At 58.6% G+C, this 13,296-nt stretch carries 13 protein-coding genes; 7 read left to right on the top strand and 6 right to left on the bottom strand.

Annotation, left to right across the window (positions count from 1 at the left end; genetic code table 11):
• Positions 1-190: 190 nt before the first annotated feature.
• The 3 genes from uvrD (at position 191) to CKW26_RS18360 (ending at position 4,093) form a co-directional block, all read left to right on the top strand.
• Positions 191-2,374 (top strand): DNA helicase II, encoded by a 2,184-nt coding sequence (gene uvrD, locus CKW26_RS18370; protein ID WP_095049620.1) that lies wholly within the window; start codon positions 191-193, stop codon positions 2,372-2,374.
• Between the two features lie 297 nt (positions 2,375-2,671).
• Positions 2,672-3,547 (top strand): Tim44 domain-containing protein, encoded by an 876-nt coding sequence (locus CKW26_RS18365; RefSeq protein ID WP_095049619.1) that lies wholly within the window; start codon positions 2,672-2,674, stop codon positions 3,545-3,547.
• 138 nt (positions 3,548-3,685) lie between these two features.
• The gene (locus CKW26_RS18360) at positions 3,686-4,093 is read left to right on the top strand and encodes an SMI1/KNR4 family protein (RefSeq protein ID WP_003187120.1); all 408 of its coding nucleotides are present in this window, start codon (positions 3,686-3,688) and stop codon (positions 4,091-4,093) included.
• Between the two features lie 21 nt (positions 4,094-4,114).
• Here CKW26_RS18360 and CKW26_RS18355 read toward each other — a convergent pair whose 3' ends face one another.
• Positions 4,115-5,878, bottom strand: a complete 1,764-nt coding sequence (locus tag CKW26_RS18355) for a cation:proton antiporter (RefSeq protein WP_095049618.1) — start codon at positions 5,876-5,878, stop codon at positions 4,115-4,117.
• A gap of 279 nt (positions 5,879-6,157) precedes the next feature.
• Here CKW26_RS18355 and CKW26_RS18350 point away from each other — a divergent pair, with 279 nt between their 5' ends.
• Positions 6,158-6,640, top strand: a complete 483-nt coding sequence (locus CKW26_RS18350) for an acyl-CoA thioesterase (protein WP_003229693.1) — start codon at positions 6,158-6,160, stop codon at positions 6,638-6,640.
• Positions 6,641-6,744: 104 nt separating this feature from the next.
• On the opposite strand, the gene pdxY is transcribed toward CKW26_RS18350, so the two are convergent.
• The gene (pdxY, locus tag CKW26_RS18345) at positions 6,745-7,617 is read right to left on the bottom strand and encodes a pyridoxal kinase PdxY (protein ID WP_095049617.1); all 873 of its coding nucleotides are present in this window, start codon (positions 7,615-7,617) and stop codon (positions 6,745-6,747) included.
• Positions 7,618-7,734: 117 nt separating this feature from the next.
• On the opposite strand from pdxY, the gene CKW26_RS18340 reads away from it, so the two are divergent.
• Positions 7,735-8,148, top strand: a complete 414-nt coding sequence (locus CKW26_RS18340; protein WP_026000521.1) for a DUF3301 domain-containing protein — start codon at positions 7,735-7,737, stop codon at positions 8,146-8,148.
• A gap of 78 nt (positions 8,149-8,226) precedes the next feature.
• Here the strand turns inward: CKW26_RS18340 and CKW26_RS18335 are convergent, their stop codons facing one another.
• Positions 8,227-9,192, bottom strand: a complete 966-nt coding sequence (locus tag CKW26_RS18335; protein WP_095049616.1) for a GTP-binding protein — start codon at positions 9,190-9,192, stop codon at positions 8,227-8,229.
• A gap of 29 nt (positions 9,193-9,221) precedes the next feature.
• On the opposite strand from CKW26_RS18335, the gene CKW26_RS18330 reads away from it, so the two are divergent.
• Positions 9,222-9,578 carry a hypothetical protein gene (locus CKW26_RS18330; protein ID WP_016984020.1) on the top strand — a complete coding sequence of 119 codons (357 nt, stop codon included), beginning with the start codon at positions 9,222-9,224 and terminating at the stop codon, positions 9,576-9,578.
• A 4-nt stretch (positions 9,579-9,582) separates the two neighbouring features.
• On the opposite strand, the gene CKW26_RS18325 is transcribed toward CKW26_RS18330, so the two are convergent.
• Together CKW26_RS18325 and zigA are read right to left on the bottom strand one after the other, a co-directional pair.
• Positions 9,583-10,227: a DUF1826 domain-containing protein gene (locus tag CKW26_RS18325; protein WP_095049615.1), complete on the bottom strand. Its 645-nt coding sequence runs from the start codon at positions 10,225-10,227 to the stop codon at positions 9,583-9,585.
• A complete protein-coding gene (gene zigA, locus CKW26_RS18320) occupies positions 10,227-11,432 on the bottom strand; it encodes a zinc metallochaperone GTPase ZigA (protein ID WP_095049614.1) in 1,206 nt (401 codons plus the stop codon). The genes CKW26_RS18325 and zigA overlap by 1 nt, the downstream gene beginning before the upstream one ends.
• A 223-nt stretch (positions 11,433-11,655) precedes the next feature.
• On the opposite strand from zigA, the gene CKW26_RS18315 reads away from it, so the two are divergent.
• Positions 11,656-12,033, top strand: coding sequence for a glutamine synthetase (locus tag CKW26_RS18315; RefSeq protein ID WP_095049678.1), 378 nt, complete (start codon positions 11,656-11,658; stop codon positions 12,031-12,033).
• Here the strand turns inward: CKW26_RS18315 and CKW26_RS18310 are convergent.
• Positions 12,030-13,232, bottom strand: coding sequence for an N-acetylmuramoyl-L-alanine amidase (locus CKW26_RS18310; protein ID WP_095049613.1), 1,203 nt, complete (start codon positions 13,230-13,232; stop codon positions 12,030-12,032). The genes CKW26_RS18315 and CKW26_RS18310 overlap by 4 nt on opposite strands.
• Positions 13,233-13,296: the final 64 nt, after the last annotated feature.

Here is a 13,296-nt window from a genome sequence, read left to right as displayed (position 1 = left end):
TCCCGTTGCCAAACTGCTCAAGATCATAATTTCACTTAAACTTTTCCGTCCTTTGCCACCGGCCAAACCCTGGGAACGCGGCGGGCCAATGCCTGTAGCCAGTGACCGACCGGTCGTCATCGACAGGAGTTTCATCGGCTAATGCAAAGCTCGGTTTGCCCGGGCCTGCGGCGCACCCTAGAATGCCCCGATGCGCGATGATCTCTCCCTTCTGCTGAACTCCCTCAACGATGCCCAACGCCAGGCCGTAGCAGCCCCCGTTGGCCGTCAGTTGGTCCTGGCCGGTGCTGGCTCCGGTAAAACCCGAGTGCTGGTGCACCGTATAGCCTGGTTGATCCAGGTCGAAAACGCCTCGCCCCACTCCATTCTGTCGGTGACCTTCACCAACAAGGCCGCTGCGGAGATGCGTCATCGCATCGAGCAGTTGCTGGGGATCAACCCGGCCGGCATGTGGGTCGGCACCTTCCACGGCCTGGCGCACCGCTTGCTGCGGGCGCACTGGCAGGAAGCGGGCCTGAGCCAGACTTTCCAGATTCTCGACAGCGATGACCAGCAAAGGCTGGTAAAACGGGTAATCCGCGAGCTCGGCCTCGACGAGCAACGCTGGCCGGCGCGTCAGGCGCAGTGGTTCATCAATGGCCAGAAAGACGAAGGCCTGCGTCCGCAACACATTCAGGCCAGTGGCGATTTGTACCTGGCGACCATGCGCGGCATCTATGAGGCCTATGAGGCGGCGTGCCAGCGTGCCGGCGTCATCGATTTCTCCGAACTGCTGCTGCGTGCCCTCGACCTGTGGCGCGATCACCCGGGCCTGCTCGCGCATTATCAAAAACGCTTCCGGCATATTCTGGTGGACGAGTTCCAGGACACCAACGCCGTGCAGTACGCCTGGTTGCGTCTGCTGGGCAAGGGCAGCGACAGCCTGATGGTGGTCGGCGACGACGACCAGTCGATCTACGGCTGGCGCGGCGCGAAAATCGAGAACATTCATCAGTATTCTTCCGATTTCCCGGATTCGGTGACCATTCGTCTGGAGCAAAACTACCGCTCCACCGCCGGCATCCTCAAGGCCGCCAACGCCTTGATCGCCAACAACACCGGGCGTCTGGGCAAAGAGCTGTGGACCGACGGCGGCGACGGCGAAGCGATCAATCTGTACGCCGCGTTCAACGAGCACGACGAAGCACGCTATGTTGTCGAAACCATCGAAAGCGCGCTGAAAACCGGCTTGGCCCGCAGCGATATCGCGATTCTGTACCGCTCCAACGCCCAGTCGCGCGTTCTCGAAGAAGCCTTGTTGCGTGAGCGCATTCCCTACCGCATTTATGGTGGCCAGCGCTTCTTCGAACGTGCCGAAATCAAGAACGCCATGGCCTATCTGCGTTTGCTTGAAGGTCGTGGCAACGATGCGGCGCTGGAGCGGGTAATCAACGTTCCAGCCCGTGGCATCGGTGAAAAAACCGTCGAAGCGATTCGCGACCATGCACGCCACAGCGATGTGTCGATGTGGGAAGCGATGCGCCAACTGGTCGCCAACAAAGGCCTGACCGGTCGCGCCGCCGGTGCGCTGGGTGCGTTTATCGAGTTGATCGAAAATCTCGCCGCCAAGTGCATGGAAATGCCGCTGCATTTGATGACGCAAACCGTCATCGAGCAATCCGGTCTGATCGCTTATCACGAGGCGGAAAAAGGCGAGAAAGGCCAGGCCCGGGTAGAAAACCTTGAGGAACTGGTCAGCGCCGCGCGCAACTTCGAGAACACCGAAGAGGACGAAGAGCTGACGCCACTGGCGGCGTTCCTCGGCCATGCTTCGCTGGAAGCCGGGGACACTCAGGCTGACGAACACGAAGACAGCATTCAACTGATGACCCTGCACAGCGCCAAAGGCCTGGAATTCCCTTACGTGTTCCTCGTGGGCATGGAAGAAGGCCTGTTCCCGCACAAGATGAGCCTGGAAGAACCGGGGCGTCTTGAAGAAGAACGGCGTCTGGCTTACGTGGGCATTACCCGGGCGATGCAGAATCTGGTGATGACCTACGCTGAAACCCGACGCCTGTACGGCAGCGAGACCTACAACAAGGTCTCGCGTTTCGTCCGCGAAGTACCGAAAGGCCTGATTCAGGAAGTGCGCTTGTCGAACAGCGTCAGCCGACCGTTCGGCGGCAATCAGTCGATGAGCGGCAGCAATCTGTTCAGCGGCAGCGAGATTCCGGAAACGGGTTTCAGCCTCGGTCAGGCGGTACGCCATTCGATCTTTGGTGACGGGGTGATCCTCAACTTCGAAGGCGCCGGCGCACAGGCACGGGTGCAGGTGAACTTCAGCGAAGGCAGCAAATGGCTGATGCTCGGTTATGCCAAGCTGGAAGCAATCTGATACCAGTTTTGCTGTTTTTGTGGGAGCGAGCCTGCTCGCGAATGAAATCGCTGCGGTTTATCTGATAGACCGCGGTGCGGCTTTCGCGAGCAGGCTCGCTCCCACAGGGTTTGGTGTTCTGACCAACAATCCTGCGGAACCTATCTCCTTTTCCTACAGCCAAAAGTACACGCTCTTATTGCCTCGCGAAGCTGAACGCGACCTGTCAGGCAAAAGCCCGAAACACTCTCTCGCTAGCCAGTAACACTTCAGCTGTGCAACATGGCGCGCGTGTCTCCACAAACGGGAATTCCCTTTATGAAACGTTTTCTTAGCATCGCCATGGCGTTGTGCATCGGCCTGACGATGAGCCTCGACGCCAACGCCAAGCGCTTTGGTGGTGGCAAAAGCGCCGGCGCTGCGCCGACGCACCAGACCAGCCAGATGGCTCCTTCTTCTCCAGGTGTCGGCGGCGCTGCGGCGACCGCAGGTGCTGCCGGTGCCGCTGGCGCTGCTGCCAAGGCCGGCGGTGCTTCGAAATGGCTCGGCCCTCTGGCCGGTATCGCCGCCGGTGGCCTGCTCGCGTCCATGTTCATGGGCGGCGGCTTCCAGGGCATGCAGATCTTCGACATCCTGATCATGGCCGTGATCGCGTTCGTGATCTTCCGCTTCATCGCCGCGCGTCGCCGCAAGCAGCAAGAGCAATTCGCTCCGGCCGGCGCGCCGATGCAGCGTGAAGTGTTCGAGCAAAAGCCTGCCGCCATGGGTTCGATCTTCGGTGGTTCGGCTGCACCTGCTGCCGCCCGTCCGGTGATCAACGCGCCGGCCTGGTTCAACGAGCAGAACTTCCTTGAAGCTGCACGCAGCCACTTCCAGTCGCTGCAGCAGCACTGGGACGCCAACGAAATGGACAAGATCGCCGAGTTCGTGACCCCGCAAATGCTTGAGTTCCTCAAGCGTGAGCGTGCAGATCTGGGCGACGCTTTCCAGTCGACCTACATCGACAATCTCCAGGTGCAACTGGATGGTGTGGATGACCGCGCCGACAAGACCATCGCCACCCTGACCTTCAGCGGTGTGTCGAAGACCTCGCGTTTCGACCAGGGCGAAGTGTTCAGCGAAAGCTGGAACATGGAACGTCCGCAGGGCGACAACCAGCCTTGGCTGGTGGCCGGTATCCGCCAGAACGGCTGATCCCCTCTGCGTTAAGCATGCGGTAACAAAAACCCCGGACTTGTCCGGGGTTTTTCTATTTCGCGGTTGCATCTATAGCAAGCTACTGTATAAACCGGCCCATATAAACCGCGCCATTCAAGCAAGAGGATCCCGGACGTGGAAGAAATCATCGAACAACTGCGCGAAGCCAACGAACCGGTACCGGTTCCCCTGGAGTTGCCTGACGAAGATCTGCTGGTCGAAATCGAAGAACAACTGTTCATCGATATTCCGTTTGTCTTCAGGGAGTTTTTGCTGACCGTCAGCGACGTGGTTTACGGTAGCCTCGAACCGGTGACTGTCACCGACCCACAATCCCACACCTACTTGCCGGATGTGGCCGCCAACGCCTGGGATGCCGGTGTTGATCGCAGCCTGATTCCAATCTGTCAGGACGGCGATGACTACTACTGTGTCGAAGAGGATGGCACGGTGGTGTTGTGGCAGGCCGAAGAAGAGTTGATTGCCGAGGAAACCTGGGAGTCGGTGTGGCACTGGGCGCGAGACGTCTGGCTGGAAAGCTGATCAGCCAGCCGCCCCGGCAGGTCAGTGCCCCGACGACTCCTTGTGGTTGTCGAGGGTTTCCAGCAGCGCCACCTGCATCCGCGTGTGCACGCGGATGAACCAGCGCCAGAGCAGCGCCGCCACGGCGGCCGCGACCACGGCGATCAGTACCAGCAACTTGTTGGTCGGCAAGATACTGGCCGACAAGGCTGCCAGCAGCAGGAAAATCACCAGCAGTGAGAGAATCGGGATCACTTCGGAGATCACCCGGCGCACTCGCTGCGTGTGACGCCCGGCCATCTCCGGCTTCACACCCATCTCCGCCAGCAGCATCGACAACGCCTTGAGCTTGCGATAAGCGGCGATCAGGAACGGCAACGACACCAACAAGGCACCGCCCCAGATCAACGCCTTCTGCCAGCTCGGATCGCTGATCCAGTCTTGCAGCCACAGCGAGATGCGTTCAGCGAAATACGCGCCGGCGAAGAAGATCGCGATCACCAGCGCCAGGTTGACGCCGACTTGCAGCAAGATCTTGCGAATGATTGACGCCAGCATTGCACCCTCGCCTTGCGGCTGAATGCTGCGCAGCCATTCGCCATACATGCCCAGCACGCGGCCGAGAGGCTTGGGCACAGCCGCGGACAACTTGATCGACAGCGGATCAGCCGCGCGGATCAGATACGGCGTCAGCAAAGTGGTAATCACCGACACCGCCACGGCAACCGGGTAGAGGAAGTTACTGGTCACCTGCAACGTCATCCCGAGAGCGGCGATGATGAAGGAAAATTCGCCAATCTGTGACAGGCCCATCCCCACGCGCAGTGAGGTGCGTCCGTCATTGCCGGCGATAAACGCTCCGAGACCGCAGGACAACATCTTGCCGAGTACAACGGCTACGGTGATCACCGCAATCGGCCACGCGTATTCGAGCAGAATCATCGGGTCGAGCATCAGCCCGATGGCGACAAAGAAGATCGCGCTGAACAGGTCGCGAACCGGCTCGATCAGACGCTCGATTTTTAGCAGTTGTCGCGACTCGGCCATGATCGCGCCGATCAGGAACGCACCAAGTACCATGCTGTATTCGAGTTTGACTACGAGCAGGCAGAAGCCGAAACACAGGCCGAGCACGGTGATCAGCAGCATCTCGTTGCTTTCGAATTTGGCCACATAGGCCAGCAATCGCGGCACCAGCAGAATGCCGATGACCAGCGCGACGATCATGAACAGCGACAGTTTGCCAACCGTGGAAAACACTTCTCCGGAACTGACCGTGCCGCTGACGGCGATGCTTGAAAGCAGTGCGATGATGCCGATGCCGAGGATGTCTTCGACGATCAATACGCCGAAGATCAACTGCGCGAAGCGCTCGCTCTTCATCTTCAGATCGTTGAGGGCCTTGACGATGATGGTGGTCGAGGAAATCGCCAGAATCGCGCCGAGGAACAGCGAGTCCATGGTGTTCCAGTCGAACCAGCGACCGATTTCGTAGCCGATCCAGATCATCAGGACGATCTCGAGGAACGCCGCGATAAACGCTGTGGCGCCGACCTTGAACAGCTTGCGCAGGCTGAACTCCAGACCCAGGCAGAACATCAGGAAAATCACCCCGAGTTCGGCGAGGGTCTTGATGGTTTCTTCGTCGTGGATCAGACCGAACGGCGGGGTGTGCGGGCCGATGATGAAGCCGGCGACGATGTAACCGAGCACCACCGGCTGTTTGAAGCGATGAAACAACACGGTCACCACACCTGCGACCAACATGATCACTGCCAGGTCTTGAATAAAACTGATGGCATGCATGGCGTGGGCTCCTTGAATGACGAGGCTCGCGCACAGACGTCAGAAATGTCTGAGCGAGCTAGGTAAAAATCCGCTTTTGATGTGGGAATTGCCCTTGAGGCGGGCTTTTGCAGGGTAACACCGCGACTTCCGCCTGGAATGCGGTGCAATATAAGGAAACAGATCGATTCCGGCGTGACGGCGGCCAGTCGCCCGGCGTCCCGATAACGGTGCTTTTGAAAAGCGACCAGGCACCCGCAGAGGTGCTTCCAGCAATCAGCCTTGATCCGTGAGAACGTTATGGAACCCGGAAACGCCCAGCTGTCGATGACGGTACTGATGACCCCCGACATGGCCAACTTCTCTGGCAATGTCCACGGTGGCACCCTGCTCAAATACCTCGACGAAGTGGCCTACGCCTGCGCGAGCCGTTATGCCGGTCGCTACGTGGTGACGCTGTCGGTGGATCAGGTGATTTTCCGCGAGCCGATCCATGTCGGCGAACTGGTGACCTTCCTCGCGTCGGTCAACTACACCGGCAACACCTCGATGGAAGTCGGCATCAAAGTGGTCACCGAAAACATCCGCGAGCGCTCAGTGCGCCACACCAACAGCTGCTTCTTCACCATGGTCGCGGTGGATGACCAGCGTAAGCCGGCCGCCGTGCCGCCGCTGCAACCGCAGAACAGTGAAGACAAACGTCGTTACATGCAGGCGCAGCAGCGTCGGCAGATTCGCCAGGAGCTGGAGAAGCGGTATCAGGAGATCAAGGGCGACGCCTGAGATTTGTAGCGTCAAGAAATCGCTATCGCGAGCAGGCTCACTCCTACATTGGAATGCGTTTCCCTGTAGGAGTGAGCCTGCTCGCGATTGGATTCAACGCGGTCTTAAAGACTGATCGCCGTCGCCTCGAACTTAACCCGAGGATGCGCAATCCGGTCCTGCGCCCGCACCAGCTGCAACTCATAACTGGCGCACGCCTGAGTTTCCAGCAACACCTCATGCACCGCCGCCGCCGTGAATTCAAACGCGGCTACCAAGCTGTCACCCAGCAGCACCCGCGCCAGGAACAGGCCGGACGTCAGATCGCCCACACCCACTGGCTGACGCGGGAACGCCAGCAACGGACGGCGCAGATGCCAGCTGCCTTCAGCCGTCACCAGTAACATTTCAAAGCCATCGGCCGGTTTGCCCGGATAATCCAGATGCTTGACCAGTACTACTTTCGGCCCGCGCGCCAGCAAGGCCCGCGCCATTGCCAGGCAATCGAACAGCGACTGCGGCTTGCGCCCGGAAAAACTGTCCAGCTCCAACTGGTTCGGACACATGATGTCCGCCACGGCCGCCGCCTCTTCCAGCAGGAAATCGCTGACCTCGGTCGGTACGCTGCAGCCCTTCTCCGGATGGCCCATCACCGGATCGCACAGATACAGCGCCTTCGGATTGACCGATTTGATGCGCTCGACGCCGCTGAGAATCGCCCGGCCCTGCGCCGCGCTGCCGAGGTAACCGGACAGCACCGCATCGCAATTGCCCAGCTCGCCAATCGCGGCGATCCCTTCGACCAGCTCGGGAATCTGCTGCGGCGCCAGCACTTCGCCGGCCCACTGACCGTACTGGGTGTGGTTGGAAAACTGCACGGTGTTAAGCGGCCAGACATTGACCCCGACCCGCTGCATCGGAAAAACCGCGGCGCTGTTGCCGGCGTGGCCGAACACCACGTGAGACTGAATGGCGAGCAGATGAGGCGTACGTTTCATTCGGGTCATTCCGTAAAACGATTGAAATTCAAGCCGCGCAGTATGCGACGAAACGCAGCCTGTACGACAGACCGGCGACGCAGTTAAGCTGACGCTATCTTTTGGAGTTCGATGTTGATGCTGACCCTGGAAAACATCTTCGTGCTGATACTGTTCGCCGCTGCCGGCGCGTGGCTATGGCACAACCACGGCTTGCGCGAACGAGCGCTGGAGCGGGTCAAGCAGCATTGCCTGAACGTGCGGGTCGAACTGCTCGATGGCAACGTCGCCCTGAAGAAAATCGGTTTCATCAAGGACGCCAACGGTCGCCGACGACTGGCGCGGGTGTACAACTTTGAATTCACCGTGACCGGCGAAACCCGGCATAACGGCACCATCACCCAGTTTGGCGCGCACAGTGCGCAGATCGAACTAGCGCCCTACCCGGCACCGTTCGACGACACGCCGCCAGTAGTGGAAGTGCACAAGCCGCGGGCGGAAGTGATCGAGTTGAGCCAGTGGCGGCAAGAACATACCAAGTGGAAGCCTTAAAAATCAAAAGATCGCAGCCTTCGGCAGCTCCTACAGGGAATCCCATGTAGGAGCTGCCGAAGGCTGCGATCTTTTGATCTAACTTTCCCGACACCCCGACAAACCCTGCTGCAGCTCATCAATGTTTTGCGGATCGACGAAGATCAGCTCAATCCGCGAATCCTTTCGCCACTCACTGACCTGCCAAATCAACTCGGCATTATCCAAAGCATTCGCAGACACCCAACCCTCCGAGCTGTGGATAACCAGTTTCGCCCGCTGCCAATTGAGGCTGGCTAGCCAGTCAGCAATGTGCCGCTTGTCGAACGTCTGCCCCGGATGCCAACGCCAACCAATACTCCAGCCCCCTTCCTGCACCTGACTCAGGCAAATCGGCAGCGTCGGATCAGTCCAGACGGCCGGCATTTGTCCTAATCCCTTGGGTACGGCCAAGTTATCCAAACCGTTGACCGCTTTTGCGGCTAGGCCCGGCAGTTCGCCCAGGTTTAGTTGCGCCTCTTGAGTCCAGACCAACGGCACTGCCGGCAACTGGCTGGCGATTTTTTCCCTGGCCCTGTCATCAAGGTTTTCAGCCTTGTTCAACAACAGCAGGCCAGCGGCTTCCAAGGCTTCTTGTTGCGCTGCGGGCAAGGCTTTCCCCGCCTGCAGCGCCTGAGCATCCAGCACCAGCACACACGGCTGCACCGCCAGCACACCTCGCCACGGCGCCTCATTCAACTGGCTAATCAGCTGCGCCGGATGCCCCAGCCCGGACGGTTCGATAAACAACCGATCTGGCTTCGCCTTGCGCAGCAACCGCCCCAGGCCAATCTGAAACGGCGCGCCGTTGACGCAACACAGGCAACCGCCGGCCACTTCGCCCAGTGCGATACCCTCGGCGTCACTCGTCAACAGGGCGGCGTCGATGCCGATCTGGCCGAACTCGTTGATCAGCACCGCCCAGCGCTCGCCAGCCGGCCGCTGAGCCATCAGTTGACGAATCAGGCTCGTCTTGCCGGCGCCCAAAGGGCCAGCAATGACATGGGTAGGAATGTTCTGCAACATGGCCGGAAGCTTTCTTGGGAGATTCAAAGATGCGTTGGATGGGATGGTCGTTGCTGTTGACGCTACTGTCGAGTGAAGCGTGGGCTCAGGCCTGCGTGGTGCACAGTCAGGGCGAGCGGCTCGACGTCAAAGTCTGTCAGCAGAACCGCAATATCCCGGAGAAACTGTTCAACGACGGTTTCTGCCAGCCGACGCTGGCCGGACAGAAAGTCGAAGTGCAGTACGTCGACCAGTGCCCGAGCGGTGCATTTGGCGTATGCAGCAACGCACAAGTCGCCAATATGCCTTATCGCCAGGATATCCACTATTACGGCGTCGCCACCGATGCCGCGTATCTGAAGCCATACTGCGAAGGCCAGAGCCAGGGTTCTTGGCTCAAGCCTTGACGCATTAGCCAAGCCAGTCGAGGGTCAGGATCAAGCGGCGCTGGCCCGCGGCGGGTTGCGGCGAGCGGTGAATCAGGCCGAAGCCTTCATTGCCATGCCATTTCTCGCCTTTCAACAGCGCTACATCGCCGCTGTCGAGTTGCTGGATTTGCACGTGGGGCTCCGCGTTCGCCTGCCCCAGCTGACTGCGATCCATCACACCCTCCTTGAGCCATTGGCTGCCGACACCCGCATAAGTCGTGATCAGTCGCACCGGCACGTGATCGACATGGAAGCGTGGACACATGGCTTTATCGAGCACCCGCAGGCGCAGACCTACACGCTTTGCCCCCAGTAAGCAGGCGAATGCGCTGACCAGCCATTTCAGGTCGGCGATAAAACCCTCGTAACCTTCCAGATCACGGAAGCCTGATGCCAGGCCGGTGAGATCGGGTTCGGCGTCCTCATCCGGCAACTCAAGGCACAACGATTCCGCCAAGGGCTCATTGAGCGACAGCAGCAGGTGAGCGAACTCGCTGATGTGCAACGGCAGTTGGCGTTGCCAGACGGCGAGGTTGGTGTCGTCTTCGAGGATTCGCGTCAACGCTTTCGGTGTCGGACCTTGATGCTGATGGCGCGTACGGTTCTGCAGCAGCTTTAGCGCGAGCATCAGGCAGCCTCTTCGTGCCAAGGGCCGAACGGATCTGGCAACAATCGCCAGCCTTCGACACCGCGCGCCATTTCTTCATCGGTGAGCAGGCAGGCATCCAGTTCGGCTGAGAGCTGCAGGAAATCAATGTTCTGACCGATAAACACCAGTTCCTGACGGCAGTCTCCTACGCTCGACAGCCAGTTTTCCATGATCGCGGCGGTGCTTTCCTGATCTTGTGGCCACTGCTCCTTTGGCACGAAACGCCACCAGCGCCCGGCAAAACCGTGGCGCATCAAACCACCGGCCTGCGACCAACTGCCGGCGTCGGTGGGTTTGCTCGCGAGCCAGAAGAAACCTTTGGAGCGCAGCAATTTCCCGTTCAGCCAAGGACGATCGATAAAGCTGAAAAAGCGTTGCGGGTGAAAGGGCCGACGGGCGCGATAGGCTGTGGAGGCGATGCCGTACTCATCGGTTTCCGGCACGTGTTCGCCGCGTAATTCCTGCAGCCAACCCGGTGCCTGTGCGGCTTTCTCGAAGTCGAAACGTCCGGTATTGAGGATTTTCTCCAGCGGCACCTCACCCATCACCATCGGGATGATTTCCGCTTGGGCGTTGAGACGCTGGAGGATCGCGATCAACTCCTCACGCTCGCGCTGGCTGATCAAGTCGATCTTGCTGATCAACAGCACATCGGCGAACTCGATCTGTTCGATCAACAGATCCGTGATGGAGCGCTCGTCTTCCTCGCCCAGGATCTCGCCACGGGAGGCGAGGCTTTCCGCTGCCTGGTAGTCCGGCAGGAAGTTCACACCGTCGACTACAGTGACCATGGTGTCCAGACGCGCGATGTCGGAGAGACTCTGGCCGTGCTCATCGCGGAAGGTAAACGTCTCTGCCACGGGCAACGGCTCGGAAATCCCGGTGGATTCGATCAGGAGATAATCGAAGCGATTTTCACGGGCCAGCTTGCTGACCTCTTCCAGCAGGTCTTCGCGTAACGTACAGCAGATACAACCATTACTCATTTCGACTATTCTTTCTTCTGCACGATTCAGGCTGACATCACGCTGGACTTCGCTGCCATCAATGTTGATTTCGCTCATATCATTAACGATAACAGCCACGCGCAAACCCTCTCGATTACGTAGTACGTAATTCAAAAGTGTACTTTTTCCGGCGCCGAGAAATCCTGAAAGTACGGTGACGGGCAATTCTGCTGACATTGGATAATCCTCTTCAGAAGGCAGCCAATTGGCGCTTTTACTGGCGCATGGCGTTTTTGCGCTTCCTACGGTGGCTCACGTAGAAAACCAACGCCTTGAAATCGGGCTGCCCAAGCTTAATTCAAACCAATGTTATAGTATAACAATAAAAAGAAACCAGCCTTCTCTTGTCTTGATCGACAAACAACAGGAAGCTTCGCCAATCCCGCACCCGGAAATCGCCATGAGAAATGCGCTGAAATGCTCGATGTTGAGCCTTGGGTTGTTGCTGGGCGGCAATGCCTGCGCGCAATTGCCGGCACTCGCCAGCTGCACACGCAGCGCCAACCTGCTGGCTTGTGTCGACGCCGATGGCAACGCTTATAGCGTCAATACCGTCGGCAACACCCTTTATCTGCGCGGTTTTGAAAAGACTGGCCGGCGTTATTGGGCGCAGACCAACAGCCGTTTCGGGCAATTGACGTTCTTCACCGGGGTCGCCTCTGATGGCGAAGCCTGGGTTGGTTACACCCGACGTGTCGGCTGGACGACCATCAATCGTTTCTCCAGCTCGGGCGGCAGCAGCGCAAAATTCACCTGCAGCCGCATTACCGGCTGTTAAACCTGGTTGTTTTTCTGCGCCTGCTGCCAGGCAAGGTAGCTGTCGATGGGCGGATTCTTTGCAAAATAACGCTGCAATCCTTCAAACAACCCGTTGGCCACGGCCTGCTGATGTCGCGCAGTAACCAGCCGTTGACTGTCGCGCGCATTGGAAATGAAGCCGGTCTCCACCAGAATTGAAGGTACATCTGGCGATTTCAGAACCGCGAATCCTGCCTGTTCCACACGCTTCTGATGCAGCGTAGTGATGCCGGCCAGACTGCCAAGTACCGTGCTGCCCAACTGCAGACTGGCAGCGATCGTCGCGTTCATCGACATGTCGAGAATCACCCCCGCCAGCATCGGATCCTTACCTTTCAGGTTGAGCAGACTGGTGGCGCCGAGCAGATCCGCACCATTCTCCCGCTGCGCCATGAAGCGTGCCGTCGCCGATGTCGCACCGCCCTCAGACAGGCAATAGACCGACGCGCCGGAAGCAGTCAGACGCGGCGCTGCATCGGCATGCACTGAGATAAACATGTCCGCCTTATGCTGACGCGCGATCTCCACGCGTTTGCGCAACGGCACGAAAAAGTCGTCATTGCGCACCAGTTTTACATCGAAGCCCCTCTCTTTTTTCAGGCGTTTGGCGAGCAGTTGCGCAATGGCAAGCACCACATCCTTTTCCCTTTCGCCCTTGGCACCGACAGCACCGGGATCCTTTCCACCGTGCCCTGGGTCAACGACAACAATGATGTCTCGTCTTGGATGCGCTTTCAGCGCAGGTGTTTCACGTGGAACCATTGGCGTATTTGGCGTGGATTTGGCGCTAACCAGATCCAGAACCAAGCGATGGCCCTGGCCGTCCTGCGGCGCCAAAAGGAAGCTGTTTAATAGCACCGGATTGCTCAGATCCAGAACAATCCGCGTGTCACCGTGACCAAAAGGCCCGGAGCGAATCGAACGAATCACCGTTCCATTTAGCGCGAGCTGACGGAAATCTGCGTCAACGCTCGCACTGGACACATCAATTATCAGACGTTCCGGGGCCGTTAGCGTGAAGGTTTTATAGCGCACCGGGCCGCTTAGATCGAACACCAACCGCAGCTTTTCATCCGAGCGCCATAGGCGCGCATTACGAATTTGCGTAGCTGAAACTCTGAAAGGGAGAGCGAGGGCCGCGCTGGCCAGGATCAGATTAAGCAAGTGGCGTCTGTGCATATGAAAGCCTGTTCATGAAAAAGGCATCGTGATTTGAATTGTTATAATGTAACATTCAATTCAA

It is taken from the genome of Pseudomonas sp. Irchel s3h9, from assembly GCF_900187475.1.
Lineage (GTDB): Bacteria > Pseudomonadota > Gammaproteobacteria > Pseudomonadales > Pseudomonadaceae > Aquipseudomonas > Aquipseudomonas neuropathica.
Note: the sequence above shows the minus strand (reverse complement) of the source record. Positions and strands in the feature narration are given on the sequence as shown.

Coding starts and splice junctions, on each gene's coding strand:
- uvrD (WP_095049620.1), top strand. CDS start 191: ATGCGCGATGATCTCTCCCTTCTGCTGAACTCCCTCAACGATGCCCAA.
- CKW26_RS18365 (WP_095049619.1), top strand. CDS start 2,672: ATGAAACGTTTTCTTAGCATCGCCATGGCGTTGTGCATCGGCCTGACG.
- CKW26_RS18355 (WP_095049618.1), bottom strand. CDS start 5,878: ATGCATGCCATCAGTTTTATTCAAGACCTGGCAGTGATCATGTTGGTC.
- CKW26_RS18350 (WP_003229693.1), top strand. CDS start 6,158: ATGGAACCCGGAAACGCCCAGCTGTCGATGACGGTACTGATGACCCCC.
- pdxY (WP_095049617.1), bottom strand. CDS start 7,617: ATGAAACGTACGCCTCATCTGCTCGCCATTCAGTCTCACGTGGTGTTC.
- CKW26_RS18340 (WP_026000521.1), top strand. CDS start 7,735: ATGCTGACCCTGGAAAACATCTTCGTGCTGATACTGTTCGCCGCTGCC.
- CKW26_RS18335 (WP_095049616.1), bottom strand. CDS start 9,192: ATGTTGCAGAACATTCCTACCCATGTCATTGCTGGCCCTTTGGGCGCC.
- CKW26_RS18330 (WP_016984020.1), top strand. CDS start 9,222: ATGCGTTGGATGGGATGGTCGTTGCTGTTGACGCTACTGTCGAGTGAA.
- CKW26_RS18325 (WP_095049615.1), bottom strand. CDS start 10,227: ATGCTCGCGCTAAAGCTGCTGCAGAACCGTACGCGCCATCAGCATCAA.
- zigA (WP_095049614.1), bottom strand. CDS start 11,432: ATGTCAGCAGAATTGCCCGTCACCGTACTTTCAGGATTTCTCGGCGCC.
- CKW26_RS18315 (WP_095049678.1), top strand. CDS start 11,656: ATGAGAAATGCGCTGAAATGCTCGATGTTGAGCCTTGGGTTGTTGCTG.
- CKW26_RS18310 (WP_095049613.1), bottom strand. CDS start 13,232: ATGCACAGACGCCACTTGCTTAATCTGATCCTGGCCAGCGCGGCCCTC.